Below are 18,167 nucleotides of genomic sequence, written 5' to 3' on the forward strand. Positions count from 1 at the left end.
TCCTTTTTTCTATAACTCTTTAAGAATATTTGCCATCTCTATGGCTGAAATAGCTGCATCCCACCCTTTATTACCTGACTTTGAACCTGCCCGTTCTATTGCCTGTTCTATATTATCTGTAGTAATTACACCCAGAGATATAGGGGTTTCACACTCTAAAGAAACATTGGCAATACCTTTGGTAACTTCTGCACTGATATATTCAAAGTGAGGGGTAGCACCTCTGATAACTGCACCCAAACATATAACAGCATTGTACTTTTGAGATTTTGCCAACTTTTTTGCAACCAGTGGTATCTCAAATGAACCAGGAACCTTCACTATTTCAATGTCATCTTCATCTGCACCAGATCTAATCAATGCGTCCAATGCTCCAGCAAGCAATTTTTCACTAATAAAATCATTAAACCTGCTCACTACGATTCCAAACTTCAGACCACGAGCATCTATTTTCCCTTCTATTATCTTCTGTGACATCTCTTCCTCCTCTTAACCATTCAGGTTGGCACAAAGCAGAAAATGCAGGGACAAAGTTGCAAAGGCACATAGGCACAAAGGCTTGAACGTTAGAACGTTTACACGTTTGAACGTTTGGTACTCTCTGCCTTTGTGCCTCAAGCTTGTGCCTGAGCAGTTACTATTTTATATTCAACATATGCCCCATTTTCTTCTTCTTTGTTTCCAAATACTTAATGTTGTTATCATTAGGCTTAATCTCAATAGGCACCCTCTCTGTAACTACCAGCCCATATCCTTCTATCCCCTTAATCTTTTTAGGGTTATTTGTCATCTGTTTCATCTTTCTTACCCCCAGATCGCGAAGGATCTGTGCCCCTACACCATAATCCCTAAGATCGGGTTTAAAACCAAGTCGTTCATTAGCCTGAACAGTATCCAGACCTTGATCCTGAAGCTCATATGCCCGAAGCTTATTAATCAGCCCAATACCCCTTCCCTCTTGATGCATATAAACAATAACACCCTTGCCTTCCTCTTCAATCATCCTCATAGCAGTATGGAGTTGCTCCCCGCAGTCACACCTCTGGGAACCAAAGACATCACCTGTTAAACACTCGGAATGAACCCTTACCAAAATCTCGTCTTCGGGATTGATATCTCCTTTAACCAGCGCAAGATGCTGGTGACTATCTACGTCATTTTCATATGCAATAGCCTTGAATTCCCCACCATACAGGGTAGGTATACGTGTTTCTGCAACCCTTCTAACGAGACTCTCGTTTTGCAGTCGATATTCAATTATATCGGCAATTGTAACAATTTTTAAACCATGCTTTTCAGCAAAGATCTCTAAATCTGGCATCCTTGCCATGGTTCCATCGTCTTTCATTATCTCACATATCACACCAGCCGGCATTAAGCCGGCAAGCCTGGTCAAATCAACTGAACCTTCTGTCTGTCCTGTTCTTACCAGCACCCCACCATTTCTCGCAATTATAGGAAAAATATGACCAGGTCGGGCGAGATCCTGGGGTTTTGTCCTTTCGTCTATAGCAGTTAAAATTGTCTTAGCCCTATCCGCAGCAGAAATACCAGTAGTAACCCCGCATCTCGCTTCAATAGAAATTGTAAATGCAGTATTAAAAGTAGAGGTGTTCTCCGTTACCATAGGGGAGAGATGTAATTCATTCGCCCTTTTTTCAGTTAAGGTCATACATATAAGCCCCCTGCCATATCTTGCCATAAAGTTGACAGCATCAGGGGTAACTTTCTCCGCCGCTATCATCAGGTCTCCTTCATTTTCACGGTCCTCATCATCAACAAGGATTATCATCTTCCCCTTTTTTACATCGTCAATAGCTTCTTTGATTGTGCTTAATGCCATTTAAGACCCCCTCCCCTACTTTGCAGGAGCAACATTTATGACGCCCGCTACAATAGCAAGCTTAAGATTGCTGTTAAGCCTGCTGTTGTGATAAATCAAACCCCTACATTTTGTGCCAGATAAACTATTTTCTAGGTAAAACCATGTTTACTAAGAAACTCCCTGTTAATTTTACTGTCTCCCTCTCTTTTGCCATACCCTTTATCTAAGAACCTTTCTACATACTTCCCGATTATATCATTCTCAATATTGACACTGTCACCAGCTTTTTTATCACTTAAGGTAGTATGCCCCGCTGTGTGGGGTATTATATTCACACCAAAATTATCATCTGTACACTCATTCACAGTTAAACTGATACCATCGATGGCAACAGAACCCTTCTCAATTATATACTTCATTATATCTTTAGAAGCCGAGATTTTCATCCTTGTGGAATTTATATCTTTAGAAACCTCCCTAATCTTTCCAATACCATCAACATGACCCAAAACAAGGTGCCCGCCCAATCGATCTGAAATACGCATGGCTCTCTCTAAATTTACCTTCTGTTCCTCCTTTATCTCCCTGAGAGTTGTTCTCTGTAAGGTCTCAGGTGAAACCTCCGCTCTGAATTCTTTTGACATCACTTCCACAATAGTCAGACAAACGCCATCCACAGAGATACTATCACCGGTCTTTGTTTCAGTCAAATCCAGGTTGCTCTCTATAAAGAGAGTCATAGAGCCGCCCTTTTTGCCGATTTTCTTTATTGTACCTACACCTTCTATCAATCCGGTAAACATATTACCCCTTATAAGCATTCAGCTATCAGCGGTCAGTTTTCAGTTTCAACTCTTAAGAGACTTATAATCTAATTTTCTCTGAAAGCTTTAGATTAAGTTTTTTAACTCACCCCACACGTTTGTCTCAGGCTGACAGCTGATCGCTGGTTGCTGAACGCTTATCTTTGTTTACGTATCCTTCAACTAAAATATCGTCTCCCAATCTTCTAACTCTGACATTCTTTAGATTAATGGCATCGTTGAGTTTCTCAACGCCTTCGCCACCCACCATGCCTAATGCATCTGCCCCCCCTATGATCTTAGGAGCATAAAAAAATAAAACTTTATCTACAATGCCGCTACCAAGAGAAGAGGCATTTACCTCAGCGCCACCCTCAATAATAAGGCTTGTAATCTCCAGTTTGCCAAGCTCATACATAAGCTCCCTTAAATCAACTCTATTGTCTTTGGAACCGACAACAAGTACCCTTACTCCCAGTTCTTCTAATTTTTTTATCTTCTCCCTGGGCGCCAATTCAGTGGTAGCAATAATGGTCCCGGCTTCGGATTCAGGCTTTAAAACCTTTGCTCGAAGCTTTATCCTTAACTTGCTGTCAACAACTATCCTTACAGGGTCCTTACCTTTCCTGCCATTTAAACGGGTAGTAAGTTTAGGATCGTCTGCCATAATCGTACCAATCCCTACCAAAATCCCGTCTGCCTCGTCCCGCAACCTGTGTAAAAAAGCCCTGGACTTTTCATTGCTAATCCATCTGCTATCTCCAACCCTGGTGGCAATCTTACCATCTAAACTGGCAGCTGACTTGAGAATTACAAATGGCATTTTTTCAGTTATATACTTTATGTATGTCTCGTTTAACCTCTGACATTCCTCTCTTAGTATGCCTGTTTGCACATATATTCCATTATCCTTCAGGCATTGAAGACCCCTTCCTGCCACAACTTCGTTTGGGTCTTCTATACCTACAAACACCTTTTTAATTCCGCTATTAATAATCGTTTTTGTACATGGAGGAGTTCTTCCATAATGATTACATGGTTCAAGGTTAATATATAGATCTCCTTCCCTGGCATTTTCACCTGCATCATTCAGAGCATTAATCTCGGCATGGGGCTCTCCTGCTTTCTGGTGGAAACCCTTACCAGCAATCTCACCCCTTTTAACTACTACAGCCCCTACCAAGGGGTTGGGGCTCGTTTTGCCTCGGGCCCTTTTAGCCAATCTAATGGCTAATCTCATGTACTCTTCTTCTTTCATATCCTCTCAAAACTCACCCTTACTTATTCTCCTTTTTGTCCCCCAAGGAGTTCCCGGACTTCTACCATAAAATCGCTTACATCCTTGAATTGACGGTAAACCGAAGCGAATCTGACATAAGCCACTGCATCTAAGTCATGCAATGCCTTCATTACCCTTTCACCGATATCCGAGCACTTTATCTCTTTTTCACCGCTATCTTGAAATTCATGTTCTATCTCATTGACTACATTTTCAATCTCATTAATGCTTATTGGACGTTTCTCACATGCCTTTTTAATACCGTTAAATATCTTGGTCCGATCAAAAGGTTCTCTTCTGCCATCCTTCTTAACTACTGATGGAAGAACCTCTTCAACCCTTTCATAGGTCGTAAACCTTTCTTTACAATCCAAACATTCTCTTCTACGCCTTATGATATTACCGTCTTTGCTAAGCCTTGAATCTATAACCCTGTTGTCAAGATTGGAGCAAAAGGGACATTTCATAATTCGGTTCTTCTCCCATTTGGTTGTTAAAAAGGACCAGAAAATTCCAGTGGTCAAGTGAATATTGTTAATTCTCAAACACTCGACCCCTTGAATCCTTGAATCCTTATATTACAGATATTTTCTATTGTAAAAAAGCCTTTTTACTATTATATTGTTTTTATTACATAATATTTAAGAATGCCGGGGTTGTCAAATATTATTTTGTCAATCTGTGTTTAACCTGATTAAGGCTTTTTTGGTGTTGTTATGAAAAAAAGTGACGTCCAGCATACAATCTATGATTTGAGAGAAAGGATCAATTACCATAATTACCGTTACTATGTGCTTGATGCCCCTGAGATATCTGATGCTGAGTTCGATAAGTTGATGAGGCATCTGGAAAACCTGGAAAAAGAGTCCCCCAATTTGATAACCCCTGATTCCCCAACCCAAAGAGTAGGGGCACCTCCCCTGGATGAGTTTAAGACAGTTAGACATTCACTCCCTATGCTCAGTCTGGCCAACGCTATGGATGAGGAAGAAGTAAAAGGGTTTGACCAGAGAATAAAAAGGCTTATGGGCACTACGGAAGATATTGAATACATTGCCGAGCCCAAAATCGATGGTGTAGCAGTCGAGCTTGTATATGAACAGGGAAGTCTCACTGTAGGTTCTACCAGAGGAGACGGCGTAATTGGAGAGGAGGTTACACATAACCTTAAAACCATAAGGTCTATTCCTTTGAGACTTATTGGTAAAGAAAGAAAGATTCCGGAATTGCTGGAGGTGCGGGGTGAGGTCTACCTGGGAACAGAAGATTTTCGGAAACTCAACAGAAGCAGAGAGGAGGAAGGCGAACCGCTTTTTGCCAATCCCAGAAATGCTGCAGCAGGTTCTCTGCGTCAGCTGGACTCAAATATAACCGCCCAAAGACCCCTCGATATATTCTGTCATGGAATCGGGAGGATCCTTGGCATATCGCTCGACACCCACATGGAAATCTTAAAGGCATTTGAACAATGGGGTCTGAAGGTAATACCCCACATCAGAATATGTAGAAATCTTGAAGAGATTATTCAATATTACAGGGAGATGGGTGAAAAAAGAGACGATCTGGGATATGAGATAGATGGTATCGTTTTAAAGGTCAACAATCTTAGATTACAGGACAGACTGGGAGCAGTATCAAGAAGCCCCCGTTGGGCAGTAGCATATAAGTTTGAACCGAAACAGGAAACCACCAGAATTAAGGATATAGTAGTGCAGGTCGGGAGGACAGGCGCCCTGACCCCGGTTGCAATAATGGAACCTGTCAGGTTGGGAGGAGTTGAGATTAGCAGGGCAACCCTCCACAATCAGGATGAAATTGCAAAGAAGGACATACGGATTGGAGATACAGTAATCGTACAACGGGCAGGAGACGTTATCCCTGAGGTGGTCAAGGTAATTGAGACAAAGCGCACAGGGGAGGAAAAAAGATTCACCATGCCAGAGTGGTGCCCTGTCTGTGGTGCGGAGGCATTCAGATCTGTAGGTGAAGCTGTCCAAAGATGTCTGGGGCTTTCCTGCCCGGCAAAGCTTAAAGGAATCATCAAACATTTTGCATCCAAAAGGGCTATGGATATTGACGGGTTAGGAGATAAGCTGGTTGCCCAGTTGACAGATAAGGGGCTTGTAAAGGATGTGGCTGACCTGTATTCCCTTTCCAAGGAAGACCTTACAGGACTTGAAAGGATGGCTGAAAAGTCCGCTCAAAACCTCTTAGAATCTATTGAAAAGAGCAAGGAAACTACCCTTGAAAGGCTGCTTTATGCCCTGGGAATAAGGCATGTAGGTGAACATATCAGCAAGATTTTGACAAACACTTTTAAAGACATGGAAAGCTTGATAAATGCAACTGAAGATGAACTAACCAGTACCCATGAGATTGGGCCTGAAATAGCAAAGAGTATTGTTAAATTCTTTGATCAGAAAGATAACCTTAGAGTTATAGACAGGTTAAAACAGGCAGGGGTAATCCGCCTTAGGCGGACTGAAATTAAATCCCGTAAAGAAAGCAGACTTGAAGGCATGACCTTTGTTTTCACAGGAGCCCTGGGGTCGTTCACAAGAGACGAAGCCAAAAGAAGGGTAGAGGAATTAGGAGGAAAAGCTGCATCTTCCGTGAGCAATAAAACCAGTTATGTTGTAATCGGAGAAGACCCTGGTTCCAAGGTTGACAAGGCAAGGGCTTTGGGTGTTAGTATTATAACCGAAGATGAGTTTAAGAGGCTTATTGAAGATTAGGTTGTTGTAGTATATGCCTTCCTTTTGCGGTTTTAATCGATAAGTAAATATAATTATATTAATGGATTATGCCATTTTTATTTTACAAAAAGGCCTGTTTCTGTTACACTTATTTTATCTTTTAATAACATTTTAGCCCTTTTTAAAAAAGTAATCGCTATTATTATAAACTGGTCTGCAAAAAGGTATTAACCCCAAAGAGATTAAGATGGAAATTTTACTTTCAATAAAAGAAGCAAGTGAATGGGCTACAGAATATCTTGGCAAAACCGTTACAACATCTAATATTTCCTATCTGATTCAATATGGCAGAATAAGAAAAATAGGCGATAATGGAGCAGCGCAAGTTTCAAGGCAGGAACTTATTGAGTATTATAAATCATACAACGGTAAACGTGAAATTTCCTGGAGAAATCAACTTGGTGAAGACCTGAATTGGGCTTTATCCTTTGACCAGTATAAAGAGGCGGAAACAACAAAACACGTTCACCGCCTACACCCCTACAAAGGGAAATTTATTCCTCAGCTTGTTGAATATTTCCTAGATAGTCATACAGATAATTTTAAAAAACAGCGCTATTTTTCGAAAGGTGATATTATTCTTGATCCCTTTTCGGGCAGCGGGACAACATTGGTTCAATCATGCGAATTGGGAATGCATGCTATAGGTATTGATGTTTCAGCTTTCAATGCTCTGATTGGAAATTGTAAAATATCAAAATACAATTTAACTGATGTTCAAAAGGAAATTAACCGAATAACGAGGTTACTTAAACAATTTCTTCTAAATTCACACACAATTGAGTTTGAAGATAACTTATTAAAAACACTTTATGAATTTAATAATAAATATTTTCCGGTTCCTGAATACAAGTATAAAGTCAGGCAGAAACAAATTGACGAAGACAGCTACGGCAAGGAGAAAGAGAAAGAATTTCTCCCAATCTTCAACAGGCTCGTTAAGGAATATAATATAGAATTAAGAAGGAGCACATCTGACAATTTTCTGGACAAATGGTATTCTCACCACATTAGAAATGAAATACAATTTGTTTTTGATGAAATTAAAAAAATAAAAGATTCTGGTACTAAAAAAATAATAGCAATTATATTAAGCAGAACTATCCGCTCATGTAGGGCTACGACTCACGCCGATTTAGCAACACTGAAAGAACCGGTTACCACAACGTATTACTGTGCAAAACACGGAAAAATATGCAAGCCGCTTTTTTCTATCCTTAAATGGTGGGAAACATACACTAAAGATACGATAAAACGTCTTATTCAGTTTGATAAATTGAGAACACAAACTTTCCAGATATGCCTTAGCGGCGACAGCAGGACTATAAATATATTGACTGAACTCCAAAAGAAAAATTCAATATTTGCAGAACTAGCAAAAGAACAGAAAATTAAAGGCATTTTTTCGAGTCCGCCTTATGTTGGATTAATTAATTATCACGAACAACATGCTTATGCTTATGACCTTTTCGGTTTTGACAGAAAAGATGATTTGGAAATAGGACCACTTTACAAAGGTAATGGTAAGGAAGCAAAGCAGAGTTATATCCAGGGCATTACAGATGTTTTAAATAACTGTAAAAAGTTTTTGGTAGAAGACTATGACATTTTCCTCGTGGCAAACGACAAATACAATATGTATCCCACTATTGCAGAAAATTCTGGAATGCAAATTGTAAATCAATATAAACGCCCTGTATTGAACCGTACAGAAAAGGATAAAGGGGCTTATTCGGAAATAATTTTCCACTTAAAGAAAAAGTGAAAAGGCATTATCAATGAAAAACAAAAAACATATCACAGAAACTATCAAATTCTGTCTTCGCGAAAAATTTTTAAAATATAAACCTGAAACGGATAATATGCCTTTTCATTACAGGTTACTTGGAAAAGATAGAATGGCTTTATTTTCATTTATCCAATCTCTCAATACCACTTTTGGAACTTCAATTTACGAACCAGTTGCAAAAGAACTTGCAAAAGGAAACTTCAAAGAGGTTTATACGCAGTATGTACTTGGGAAAACCATTACAGAAGGTGCTCAAAATGAAATTCAAAAAATTATGAATGATCTTTCTATCGGAGGTGATGTAAATAAATCAGAAGAAACAGAAAGAATTAGAAAAGTATCACAGAAAGGAACTGAAAACAAACTCAAGTCTGTGAAGGTAGATTTATTTCTCATCTCAAAATCAGATGAAGTTTTTATGTTTGATTTGAAAACTGTTAAGCCCAACAAAGGTGACTTTATTTCATATAAGCGAAATATGCTTGAATGGCTGGCTGTTTATTTTTTTCAACATCCAAAAGATAAGGTAAACACTCTGATTTCTATTCCTTATAATCCTTATGAACCAGAGCCTTACAAACGATGGACGATGAAAGGAATGTTAGATTTAAAAAAAGAGGTCATGGTAGCTGATGAATTTTGGAACTTTCTTGCAGGTGAAGGAACATACAATGATTTACTTGATTGCTTTGAGCAAGCAGGCATTGAGCTAAGACCAGAAATTGATAAGTATTTTAAAAAATTTGAATAAAAGTGCAAGATTTTTTTGCCGAGCAACAACGAACTCCATCCGTATCGCAATGCAATTCAATAGCATAGACAGAATATTTTCCACCAATAGACATAAACAGGGGAATTACCAGTGAAAAATCATGGGAATGACAGAATTGTATACTCGATAAATGTGGGTGATATTCAAGAAGTCGCTCAACAAATTCTCGAACGTAACCTCACCAAGGAAGAGATTCTTTTAGTTGAAAATTCGATAGGTAATCACTTAGATTGGTTTCAAGCAATTGAAGATTCAATTTTTGAACATATTACAAAATAGATCACTACATTACATTAATTCAGGAAAATCATCCAATAAATCAATCTAATAGACAACTCATCACAACCAAAGTGACATAGGGGTCAGGTCTTGGAAAGTAAGTTTTCAGATACTTGGGGACGTTGTTTCTATTTGTGATATTTATAGCCATAACGTTGAGCCAATGGGCAGTTTTGATAACGGTGTATCGGCCAGATCCAGATATTTGGGTCAATTGCCGAATAAGGAGGGGAAAATGATGTTACCCTTTGAAAAATGTCCTGTTTGTGGGGGTGAATTAAAGGAGAAGGTAGTCGAAAAGATTTTACAAGGAGGAAATCATACTGCTGTTTTACAAATCCATGCTGAAGTGTGTCTCCATTGTGGTGAACGATTATATGCTGAGGAAACCGTAAGATTATTTGAAAAAATTAGGAACAAATTAAAAAGGCAAGATCTTTCCGGCTTTGATCCTTTAGGACAGGCATTTGCAGTAGATAAGGAATGGCTTAACAAGCAAATTCAGCCGACCGCTAAAAGCGCCGACTGATTTGCAGCGCGTTAGCCGGTTTTATTTTTTAGAGAAATATTTCACACCAGGTTTATTCTTGAAGTCTGAGTCCTGCGTCCAGATGGTAGCATCGAGGGCAGAAGGGACAGGTCCTGAAAAGTAGGTTTTATCAGCAAAAGAAATTTCTCAAAACTTGACCCTACTGACCCCTAACCATCGTAGTACACCTGACCCCAGTCGGTAGCTACCGCAACAAAGAAAGAAGTCTATGTTAAAAGACCAAATGGAAAATATATACAAGAATGTAAAACTTGAAAAAATTCCTTGGAATATAGAAACTCCTCCAAGAATTCTACAGAATCTTGTGGAAAATGGAAAAGTAAAACCATGCAAAACGGTAGAGCTGGGGTGCGGGGCGGGGAATTATGTCATTTATTTATCACGTATGGGGTTTAAAGCTACTGGTGTAGATTTTTCAGACACTGCAATTGAAATTGCAAAAAACTCTTCAAAAGCAAAAGGAGTAGACTGTAATTTTATCAAGGCAGATGTTCTTGGTGATTTAGATGAAATTCAAGGTACATTCGATTTTGTATTTGATTGGGAGTTGTTGCATCATATTTTTCCGGAATCAAGAAAGAAGTATTTAGACAATGTATACAAATTGCTTAATCAGGAAGGGCGCTATTTATCAGTTTTCTTCAGTGAGGACAGCCCTCAATTCGGCGGTGAAGGTAAATACAGAAAGACCCCTCTTGATACTGTGTTATATTTCTCGTCCGAAGGCGAGATGGAAGTGCTATTTGACCCTATTTTTAAAATTGAGGAACTGAAAACAGTTGAAATCGAGGGTAAGTTCGGAGTTCATAAAGCCATCCATGCATTTCTAACAAAAAGGCCATAATCAGCTAATAAACTGATTGAAAGATATGCCTCTCAAAACCCAACCTAAAGAGCCCACCAGTTTTAATCGAATCTTAACACTATTGTAACACAACTGTAACATCTCTCTGATATAAGGAAGAAAATAAAAAACAGAGTAAAACAAACAATAAGGAGAGATTAAAGAATGAATAAAATACTATCTGTTTTTACTGTATTGGCAGTCAGTCTTCTGTCCTTTGGCAACTCATTTGCTGATGATACCAAGCTAAATGGTGCAGGGGCATCATTTCCCTATCCTGTTTATTCTGCATGGGCATATGACTATAGCAAGATTAGCGGGGTAAAACTCAACTATCAGTCTATAGGTTCAGGCGGAGGAATAAGACAGATTATAAACAGAACCGTTGATTTTGGAGCCTCTGATGCGCCTCTCAAACCGGATGAACTAGAGAAAGACAACCTACTCCAATTCCCTGCTGTCATTGGAGGGGTTGTCATCGTGGTTAATATACCTGGTATAAAGGCAGGCGAACTGAGGCTCGATTCGAATGTGCTCTCCAAGGTCTATCTTGGAGAGATAAGTTACTGGGATGATGGGAAGATAAAGCAACTAAATCCGGGTAAAGCGCTCCTTCATAAAAAGATCACCGTTGTCCATAGATCCGATGGATCAGGTACAACCGCTATATTCACCGATTACCTGAGCGCTGTGTCTTCCGACTGGAAAGAAAAGGTTGGTGCAGGAACATCTGTAAAATGGACTGTTGGTATCGGCGGCAAGGGTAACGAAGGTGTAGCAAACTATGTAAAGAGGGTTGGGCATTCTATAGGATATGTTGAATTTGCTTATGCAAAGGAGAATAATCTTAGCTATACACTCCTGAAAAACTCTTCAGGCAATTTTGTTGAGCCTGGTTTTGAGAGTTTTGAGGATGCAGCACGTTCGGCTAACTTTGACCCGAAAAAAGACTTCTATCTATGGCTGAACAATGCCCCTGGTAAGAATGCATGGCCTATAGCAGGTGCAACATTTATACTCCTTGCAAAGGAGAAAAAAGAGTCGAATATCAATGTGGTTAAGTTCTATGACTGGGCATTTAAAAAAGGGGATCAGACAGCTAAAAGACTTATATACATTCCTTTGCCATTGTCGTTGAAGAATAAGATTCGAGGATACTGGAAAACCAATCGCGTTTATTGAAATGAGGATGGATATTTGATAACACGTTCAAAGAAAAATTTTGTTGACATATTCTTCCTGTCCATTAGTGCCATTGCGTCCTTGTCGGTTCTCCTGTTGATTATAGGAATCCTGTATGTGTTAATCTCGGAATCATCTCCTGCAATAGAGAAATTTGGTGTATGGCGATTCATCTCTTCAACAGACTGGAACCCGGTAAAAGGGTCATTTGGAGCAGCTACAACTCTCTTTGGAACAGCGATAACAACTGTATTATCCATACTAATAGCTGTACCTGTAGCAATTGGCATTGCCATATTTGTAACCGAGATAGCACCAAGCTTCCTTAAAGGACCAATTGGCGCTGCCATAGAACTACTGGCAGCTATACCAAGCATAATATACGGAATGTGGGGACTCTTTACCCTCGCACCTATAATGTCCAACTATATAGAGCCGGCCCTCCAGAAGAGCTTTGGCAGGCTTCCCTTTGTTGGGATGCTCTTCGAAGGCACACCCATGGGTATAGACCTCTTGACAGCGAGTGTTATTTTAAGTATCATGATTATTCCCTTTACTGCCAGTATCTCAAGAGACGCATTTAACCTTACACCTACTGTAACAAAAGAATCTGCCTATGCACTTGGTGCAACAAAATGGGAAGTCGTTAAGAATGTAGTGATCCCCTATTCTAAGCTTGGTGTATTTGGTGGTATTGTCCTTTCTCTTGGAAGGGCACTTGGTGAAACCATGGCAGTTGCTTTTGTCCTGGGTAATAATCATCAGATAACTGCGTCTCTTTTCGATGCTGCAGCAACTATAACCGTAACGCTGGCAAATGAGTTTACCGAAGCAGATTCAGATATATATCTTTCATCTTTATTTTACCTTGCCCTAATCCTTTTTGTAATGAGTTTTGTAGTCCTTGCAATAGCAAAGTTTTTTATTCTAAAGACTGAAAAGGGGATTAAATAATGAACACGGCTCAGGTCAGAAAATTGAAGAATGGTATTGCCCTCACGGTCTGTACCCTTGCCGCCTTTCTTGGTCTCTTCTGGCTTTTTTTTATAATCTGGGATGTCTTTTTTAATGGGATAGGCGGTCTGAATCTCGCTCTTTTTATGAACGACCCTGTCCCTCCCGGTTTAGAAGGTGGTGGTTTGAGAAATGCCTTTGTGGGCCACCTGATGATAACTTTCTTTGCCACCCTGATAGGTGTCCCAATAGGGATTTTGGGGGGAACATTCCTTGCAGAATATGCCCGGGGAAGAAAGATTGCGAGGTTGATAAGTGTGTTATCCGACATAATGGTGAGCGTCCCTTCCATAGTGATAGGAACGTTTATCTATGCGGTAATTGTTAAGCCTGTGGGTCATTTTAGCGGGTGGGCAGGTGCAGTGGCGCTTGCAATCATAATGATTCCAGTTGTCTTAAGGACAACAGAAGACATGCTCTCTCTTGTACCATGGACACTGAGAGAGGCTGCATTTGCTCTCGGCGCACCATACTACAAGGTAATTATTCATGTAATTTATAGAGCGGCGGCGGCAGGGATTCTTACAGGAATACTCCTGTCAATAGCCCGTGTGGTGGGGGAAACTGCACCGTTACTCTTTACATCCTTTAACAACTCATTTTTCTCGGCAAATATGAATGAGCCTGTCTCATCCCTTACAGTAAGTATATTTCAGTATGCTATGGGGCCTTACGATAGCTGGCATAGCCAGGCATGGGCATCATCACTTATGATAACTGTATTTATACTGGTGCTCGCAGTTTTGGGCAGGCTATTACTTGCATGGAGATACGGTAAGAGACCAACAATATGAATGATAATAATGTCAAGATAGAGGTAAAGAGACTCCATTTCTGCTACTCAGGTTGTAAGCACACCTTGGAGGACATCTCGCTTTCTGTGTACAAAAACACGGTTACAGCCCTTATCGGGCCTTCTGGTTGTGGAAAGACCACATTCCTCCGATGTCTTAACAGGATGCATGACCTTTATCCAGGTAATCGCTATGAAGGTGAGATATGGATAGATAACAAGAATATCCTTGAAAAAGATATAGATCACATAGGATTAAGGAGCAAGATTGGCATGGTCTTCCAAAAACCTACACCATTTCCCATGTCAATCTTTGAGAACATCGCGTTCGGTCTTAAGCTTATGGGTATAAGAAAAAAAACTGAAATTGCCGATAGGGTTGAAAAGGCTCTAAAGGATGCCGCCCTGTGGGAAGAGATAGGGGACAAACTGAATAACTTTGCCCTCTCCCTTTCAGGTGGTCAGCAGCAAAGGTTATGTATTGCAAGAGCAATAGCCGTAGAACCCGAGGTCATTCTGATGGATGAGCCCTGTTCAGCCCTCGACCCCATTGCTACCGCAAAGATAGAGGACCTGATCGCAGAATTAACGAAGAGATATACTGTTGTTATAGTAACCCACAATATGCAGCAGGCAGCCAGAGTATCGGAATATGCAGGATTTTTCATGATGGGGAAGTTGATTGAGTTTGATACAACCCAAAAGATATTCACAGCCCCGTCAAACAAAATGACAGAGGACTATATCACAGGAAGGTTTGGATAAGATTATTTCCCCCTCTGCCTTGATGGGAGAGGGTGAATACGAAAAAGAGGATGAAAGACCATGGAAAGACAATTTGAGAAAGAATTGCAGGATTTAAGGGAAAATTTATTGAAGATGGGTACTCTGGTTGAAGAAGCCATTGCCAATGCAGTGAAATCTCTGGTTGAGCGGGATTCTGATTTGGCAAGGAGAACTATCGAGTGTGACTGTCAGATAGACCAACTGGAGGTGAAACTGGAGGAAAAGGCTGTTAGACTTTTAGCCCTGAGACAACCCATGGCACGAGACTTAAGGTTTATTATAAAGAGTGTAAAAATAATTGCATCCCTTGAGAGGATTGGAGACCACGCTGTTAATATCTCTGAAAGGGCACTGGAGCTGAATAAAGAACCCCCATTAAAACCGTATATCGATATTCCAATAATGGCAAGGGCAGCTCAAATGATGCTAAAAGAAGCGCTGGATGCATTTATCAACGAGGATACAGCCCTAGCATTCAAGGTATGCCACGACGACCAGCTAATAGATGATTTGGATGACCAGATACTACGAGAACTGTTGACGTTTATGATGGAAGACCCGCACACCATAACAAGGGCTGTCAGGATAATCCAGATATCCAAATATTTAGAAAGGATCGGCGATCTTGCCACCAATATCGCAGAAAGTATTATCTACATGGTTGAAGCCAGGGATATAAGACACGGGGGTTACATAAAGGAGGATACAACAAAATAAAGATTTGGATTTGTCAGTCAAAAGTGCTATTATTGTCCCTCCATCATTCCTTTTGCGCTGCAAGGGTTCGAGGGGTCGAGGATTCCAGGATTCGAGAGCCTACAACAGCATGCTTTAGCTTGCTGCAGCGGCCTAAAGCCCGCTGTTGTAGCCTGCTGTTGATTCCCTTGATCACTTGACCCCTTGAACCCTCAAGCCATCCCGACAAGTCGGGATGGTAGTTGATATAAATAAAGCTATGGCCAAAGAGAAAATCCTCGTAGTGGATGACGAGCGAGACATCATAGAGCTGATAAAATATAATCTGGAGATGGAAGGTTTCCGGATAAGTTATGCATACAATGGAGAAGATGCCTTAAGACTGGCTAAAAGAGAACCTCCTGATTTATTTATCCTGGATTTAATGCTTCCAGAAATGGACGGTCTTGAGGTCTGCCGAGTCCTTAAAAAGGAGACTAAGACAAATCATATCCCCGTTATTATGCTAACAGCAAAAACAGGGGAACCGGATATTGTTGTTGGATTGGAGCTGGGTGCAGATGACTATATTACAAAACCCTTCAGCACAAGGGAGTTGGTAGCAAGAGTAAAAGCGGTCCTAAGGAGGGGTTCCAGGCACAGAGACCTCAAGGAAAAACTCGTATTTGGCAACCTGGAAGTAGATTCGACTAACTATAGGGTTACCTGGAGGGGTAACTTCCTTGACCTCACGCCGACCGAATTTAAATTATTCTTTTTCTTGGTTCAAAGGCAAGGACTGGTTATGACACGACAACAAATCCTGGATGGAGTTTTAGGAGACGAAGCCTTTGTAACCGACAGGGCAGTTGACGTTCATATCAGAAGGCTTCGGATGAAATTGAAGGGAGCTTCTCCCTGTATTATCACCAGAAGAGGTATAGGCTATATGTTCCAGGCTGATATCGCTGAAGAAGAAGCCTGAATCAATAAAAACAGGAATATGTCAAATCTCAAAATAGTATGGAAACTCTTTTTAACACAAACCTCCCTTATAATCATCTCTTTATTAACTATAGGCATGTACGCCGGCATATCCCTTAAAGAGCATTATCTCGAACAATTAGTCCCCCAACTTACTACCAACGCTACTCTGATCAGAGATATAGTGGCTAAAGAACTTATTGATGGAAGAAGGGATACTATTGATTTTCTTACCAAGAAACTGGGCAGCGAAATCCATATGAGGGCTACAATTGTTGACACTGCAGGGATTGTGCTGGGAGATTCTGAAAAAAACCCTCTAAAAATGGAAACCCATCTGGATAGGCCCGAAATAAGAGAGGCATTAAGGGGAAAGGTTGGTAAAAGAATCCGGTATAGTGAAACCTTGAAAACGGAGATGATGTATCTTGCCCTGCCTGTTGAGATTAAAGATCGAACTATCGGAGTAGTCAGGGTCTCCCTTTCTCTGAGCGAGGTGGAAAAAATGGGGAAACATATCTATGGAGTGATTGTTTGGGGAGCTATCATTGCTGCCCTGATCTCTCTCGGCATAGGATTTATGTTAGCCAGAAGGATGGGCAAACCTCTCACCCAGATGACCTTGGCGGCCCGAAAAATGGCCAGGGGAGATTTTTCAGAACTGATAAGAACAGACTCAAAGGATGAGATAGGGGATCTTGCCCGTTCTTTCAACACAATGAGCATTGAGCTTCAAAACAAGATTGAGACCCTAACCAAACAGATAGGTGAAAAACAGGCAATACTGAGCGGGATGGTTGAAGGGGTGGTAGCCATTGACCGGGATAGACGGGTCATGCTTTTCAATTCAGCAGCCGAGGAGATTTTTGACATCCCTTCCAGTAAAGCATTGGGCAGATTTCACTGGGAGGTAATCCGCCATAGTAGCTTGAATCCCCTCTTTCAGGAGGTTTTGGAGACTGGGGCTCCAAAAATGGAAGAAATTATCCTCCAATATGGAGGGGAAAGGATATTACGTGTTCAGGCGGCGGCTATCCCGGACGAGGAAGGTAACCCCTGGGCAATGGTAGCGGTTTTCCATGATATTACTCAGATCAGGGACCTTGAGAGGGTAAGGAAGGAATTTGTGGCAAATGTATCCCATGAACTACGTACCCCCCTTACCTCTATCAAAGGCTTTGTAGAAACCTTGAGAAACGGGACAGTCAGCGATCCAGAAAAAAGTCTCAGGTTTCTTGAAATAATTGAGAAACATACTGAAAGGCTCAATCGACTCATTACCGACCTCCTGAATCTCTCTCAAATTGAAAGTGGAAAGATAGGGATGAACCTCAAGCCTGTATATTTGGTGGACGTAGTATCCAGGGTAATTTCTAACTTCAAGGAGATAGCAGAACAGAAAGGTCAAAATATCAAGATGAATATACCTTCTGCTTTACCACATGTTTTGGCTGATGAAGGAAGAATAGAAACAGTTATGGAAAACCTCATTGACAATGCGGTAAAATACACCCCTGACCACGGAGAGATTACTATTTCCGCGTTCGATAAAGATGATGGCATCCAGATAGAAATAGCCGATACTGGAATGGGGATTCCCCCTAAGGACCTTCCACGGATCTTTGAACGTTTTTACAGGGTAGATAAAGCCAGGTCCAGGGAGTTAGGAGGAACTGGGTTGGGTTTATCCATCGCAAAACACATCATAGAGGCCCATGGTGGCAATGTAGGAGCCGAGAGTGAAGTTGGAAAAGGGTCAAGATTTATCTTTAACCTGTCAAAAAGTCCCTTAACATAAAAAATGTTAGATTTTTCACTCTGAATAGGGTATTAATA

The 18,167-nt window shown here is 40.6% G+C and carries 18 protein-coding genes; 13 read left to right on the plus strand and 5 right to left on the minus strand.

Features of this window, described 5'->3' with window-relative positions:
• Positions 1-9: 9 nt before the first annotated feature.
• The 5 genes from ribE to nrdR form a co-directional block, all read right to left on the minus strand.
• Positions 10-477, minus strand: coding sequence for a 6,7-dimethyl-8-ribityllumazine synthase (gene ribE, locus AB1401_05600; protein MEW6614922.1), 468 nt, complete (start codon positions 475-477; stop codon positions 10-12).
• A gap of 160 nt (positions 478-637) precedes the next feature.
• Entirely contained in the window at positions 638-1,843 is a 1,206-nt protein-coding gene (locus AB1401_05605; GenBank protein MEW6614923.1) for a bifunctional 3,4-dihydroxy-2-butanone-4-phosphate synthase/GTP cyclohydrolase II, read from the minus strand.
• A gap of 131 nt (positions 1,844-1,974) precedes the next feature.
• Positions 1,975-2,628: a riboflavin synthase gene (locus tag AB1401_05610; GenBank protein MEW6614924.1), complete on the minus strand. Its 654-nt coding sequence runs from the start codon at positions 2,626-2,628 to the stop codon at positions 1,975-1,977.
• Between the two features lie 124 nt (positions 2,629-2,752).
• Complete coding sequence (ribD, locus tag AB1401_05615; GenBank protein ID MEW6614925.1) at positions 2,753-3,886, minus strand: bifunctional diaminohydroxyphosphoribosylaminopyrimidine deaminase/5-amino-6-(5-phosphoribosylamino)uracil reductase RibD; 1,134 nt, start codon at positions 3,884-3,886, stop codon at positions 2,753-2,755.
• A 23-nt stretch (positions 3,887-3,909) separates the two neighbouring features.
• A complete protein-coding gene (gene nrdR, locus AB1401_05620) occupies positions 3,910-4,374 on the minus strand; it encodes a transcriptional regulator NrdR (protein MEW6614926.1) in 465 nt (154 codons plus the stop codon).
• Positions 4,375-4,623: 249 nt separating this feature from the next.
• Between nrdR and ligA the strand changes: the two genes are divergently transcribed.
• The 13 genes from ligA to pnpS all read left to right on the plus strand — a co-directional run bounded on the left by ligA (position 4,624) and on the right by pnpS (position 18,129).
• Positions 4,624-6,642: an NAD-dependent DNA ligase LigA gene (ligA, locus tag AB1401_05625; GenBank protein ID MEW6614927.1), complete on the plus strand. Its 2,019-nt coding sequence runs from the start codon at positions 4,624-4,626 to the stop codon at positions 6,640-6,642.
• Positions 6,643-6,850: 208 nt separating this feature from the next.
• A complete protein-coding gene (locus AB1401_05630; protein MEW6614928.1) occupies positions 6,851-8,428 on the plus strand; it encodes a DNA methyltransferase in 1,578 nt (525 codons plus the stop codon).
• A gap of 13 nt (positions 8,429-8,441) precedes the next feature.
• Positions 8,442-9,203 carry a TdeIII family type II restriction endonuclease gene (locus AB1401_05635; GenBank protein ID MEW6614929.1) on the plus strand — a complete coding sequence of 254 codons (762 nt, stop codon included), beginning with the start codon at positions 8,442-8,444 and terminating at the stop codon, positions 9,201-9,203.
• Positions 9,204-9,314: 111 nt separating this feature from the next.
• Entirely contained in the window at positions 9,315-9,503 is a 189-nt protein-coding gene (locus AB1401_05640) for a hypothetical protein (protein ID MEW6614930.1), read from the plus strand.
• A gap of 235 nt (positions 9,504-9,738) precedes the next feature.
• On the plus strand, positions 9,739-10,032 hold the full coding sequence (locus AB1401_05645) for a YgiT-type zinc finger protein (protein MEW6614931.1): 294 nt from the start codon (positions 9,739-9,741) through the stop codon (positions 10,030-10,032).
• A gap of 229 nt (positions 10,033-10,261) precedes the next feature.
• A complete protein-coding gene (locus tag AB1401_05650; protein MEW6614932.1) occupies positions 10,262-10,897 on the plus strand; it encodes a class I SAM-dependent methyltransferase in 636 nt (211 codons plus the stop codon).
• A gap of 165 nt (positions 10,898-11,062) precedes the next feature.
• The gene (gene pstS, locus AB1401_05655) at positions 11,063-12,079 is read left to right on the plus strand and encodes a phosphate ABC transporter substrate-binding protein PstS (GenBank protein ID MEW6614933.1); all 1,017 of its coding nucleotides are present in this window, start codon (positions 11,063-11,065) and stop codon (positions 12,077-12,079) included.
• An 18-nt stretch (positions 12,080-12,097) separates the two neighbouring features.
• Positions 12,098-13,033 (plus strand): phosphate ABC transporter permease subunit PstC, encoded by a 936-nt coding sequence (gene pstC, locus AB1401_05660; GenBank protein MEW6614934.1) that lies wholly within the window; start codon positions 12,098-12,100, stop codon positions 13,031-13,033.
• Complete coding sequence (gene pstA / locus AB1401_05665; GenBank protein MEW6614935.1) at positions 13,033-13,887, plus strand: phosphate ABC transporter permease PstA; 855 nt, start codon at positions 13,033-13,035, stop codon at positions 13,885-13,887. The genes pstC and pstA overlap by 1 nt, the downstream gene beginning before the upstream one ends.
• The gene (pstB, locus tag AB1401_05670) at positions 13,884-14,651 is read left to right on the plus strand and encodes a phosphate ABC transporter ATP-binding protein PstB (GenBank protein MEW6614936.1); all 768 of its coding nucleotides are present in this window, start codon (positions 13,884-13,886) and stop codon (positions 14,649-14,651) included. Before pstA ends, pstB begins: the two co-directional genes overlap by 4 nt.
• 60 nt (positions 14,652-14,711) lie before the next feature.
• Positions 14,712-15,389: a phosphate signaling complex protein PhoU gene (gene phoU / locus AB1401_05675; protein MEW6614937.1), complete on the plus strand. Its 678-nt coding sequence runs from the start codon at positions 14,712-14,714 to the stop codon at positions 15,387-15,389.
• Between the two features lie 214 nt (positions 15,390-15,603).
• Positions 15,604-16,332, plus strand: a complete 729-nt coding sequence (locus AB1401_05680) for a response regulator transcription factor (GenBank protein MEW6614938.1) — start codon at positions 15,604-15,606, stop codon at positions 16,330-16,332.
• Between the two features lie 18 nt (positions 16,333-16,350).
• A complete protein-coding gene (gene pnpS, locus AB1401_05685) occupies positions 16,351-18,129 on the plus strand; it encodes a two-component system histidine kinase PnpS (GenBank protein MEW6614939.1) in 1,779 nt (592 codons plus the stop codon).
• Positions 18,130-18,167 lie beyond the last annotated feature (38 nt).

This window comes from Thermodesulfobacteriota bacterium, from assembly GCA_040757775.1.
Classification (GTDB): Bacteria; Desulfobacterota; UBA8473; order UBA8473; family UBA8473; genus UBA8473.

Bases quoted from the DNA above. Each gene is read 5' to 3' on its own strand.
- pstS (MEW6614933.1), top strand. From the start codon at position 11,063: ATGAATAAAATACTATCTGTTTTTACTGTATTGGCAGTCAGTCTTCTG.
- AB1401_05650 (MEW6614932.1), top strand. From the start codon at position 10,262: ATGTTAAAAGACCAAATGGAAAATATATACAAGAATGTAAAACTTGAA.
- pstA (MEW6614935.1), top strand. From the start codon at position 13,033: ATGAACACGGCTCAGGTCAGAAAATTGAAGAATGGTATTGCCCTCACG.
- AB1401_05635 (MEW6614929.1), top strand. From the start codon at position 8,442: ATGAAAAACAAAAAACATATCACAGAAACTATCAAATTCTGTCTTCGC.
- nrdR (MEW6614926.1), bottom strand. From the start codon at position 4,374: ATGAAATGTCCCTTTTGCTCCAATCTTGACAACAGGGTTATAGATTCA.
- ligA (MEW6614927.1), top strand. From the start codon at position 4,624: ATGAAAAAAAGTGACGTCCAGCATACAATCTATGATTTGAGAGAAAGG.
- AB1401_05680 (MEW6614938.1), top strand. From the start codon at position 15,604: ATGGTAGTTGATATAAATAAAGCTATGGCCAAAGAGAAAATCCTCGTA.
- AB1401_05610 (MEW6614924.1), bottom strand. From the start codon at position 2,628: ATGTTTACCGGATTGATAGAAGGTGTAGGTACAATAAAGAAAATCGGC.
- pstB (MEW6614936.1), top strand. From the start codon at position 13,884: ATGAATGATAATAATGTCAAGATAGAGGTAAAGAGACTCCATTTCTGC.
- pnpS (MEW6614939.1), top strand. From the start codon at position 16,351: ATGTCAAATCTCAAAATAGTATGGAAACTCTTTTTAACACAAACCTCC.
- ribE (MEW6614922.1), bottom strand. From the start codon at position 477: ATGTCACAGAAGATAATAGAAGGGAAAATAGATGCTCGTGGTCTGAAG.
- AB1401_05605 (MEW6614923.1), bottom strand. From the start codon at position 1,843: ATGGCATTAAGCACAATCAAAGAAGCTATTGACGATGTAAAAAAGGGG.
- ribD (MEW6614925.1), bottom strand. From the start codon at position 3,886: ATGAAAGAAGAAGAGTACATGAGATTAGCCATTAGATTGGCTAAAAGG.
- AB1401_05630 (MEW6614928.1), top strand. From the start codon at position 6,851: ATGGAAATTTTACTTTCAATAAAAGAAGCAAGTGAATGGGCTACAGAA.
- phoU (MEW6614937.1), top strand. From the start codon at position 14,712: ATGGAAAGACAATTTGAGAAAGAATTGCAGGATTTAAGGGAAAATTTA.
- AB1401_05645 (MEW6614931.1), top strand. From the start codon at position 9,739: ATGATGTTACCCTTTGAAAAATGTCCTGTTTGTGGGGGTGAATTAAAG.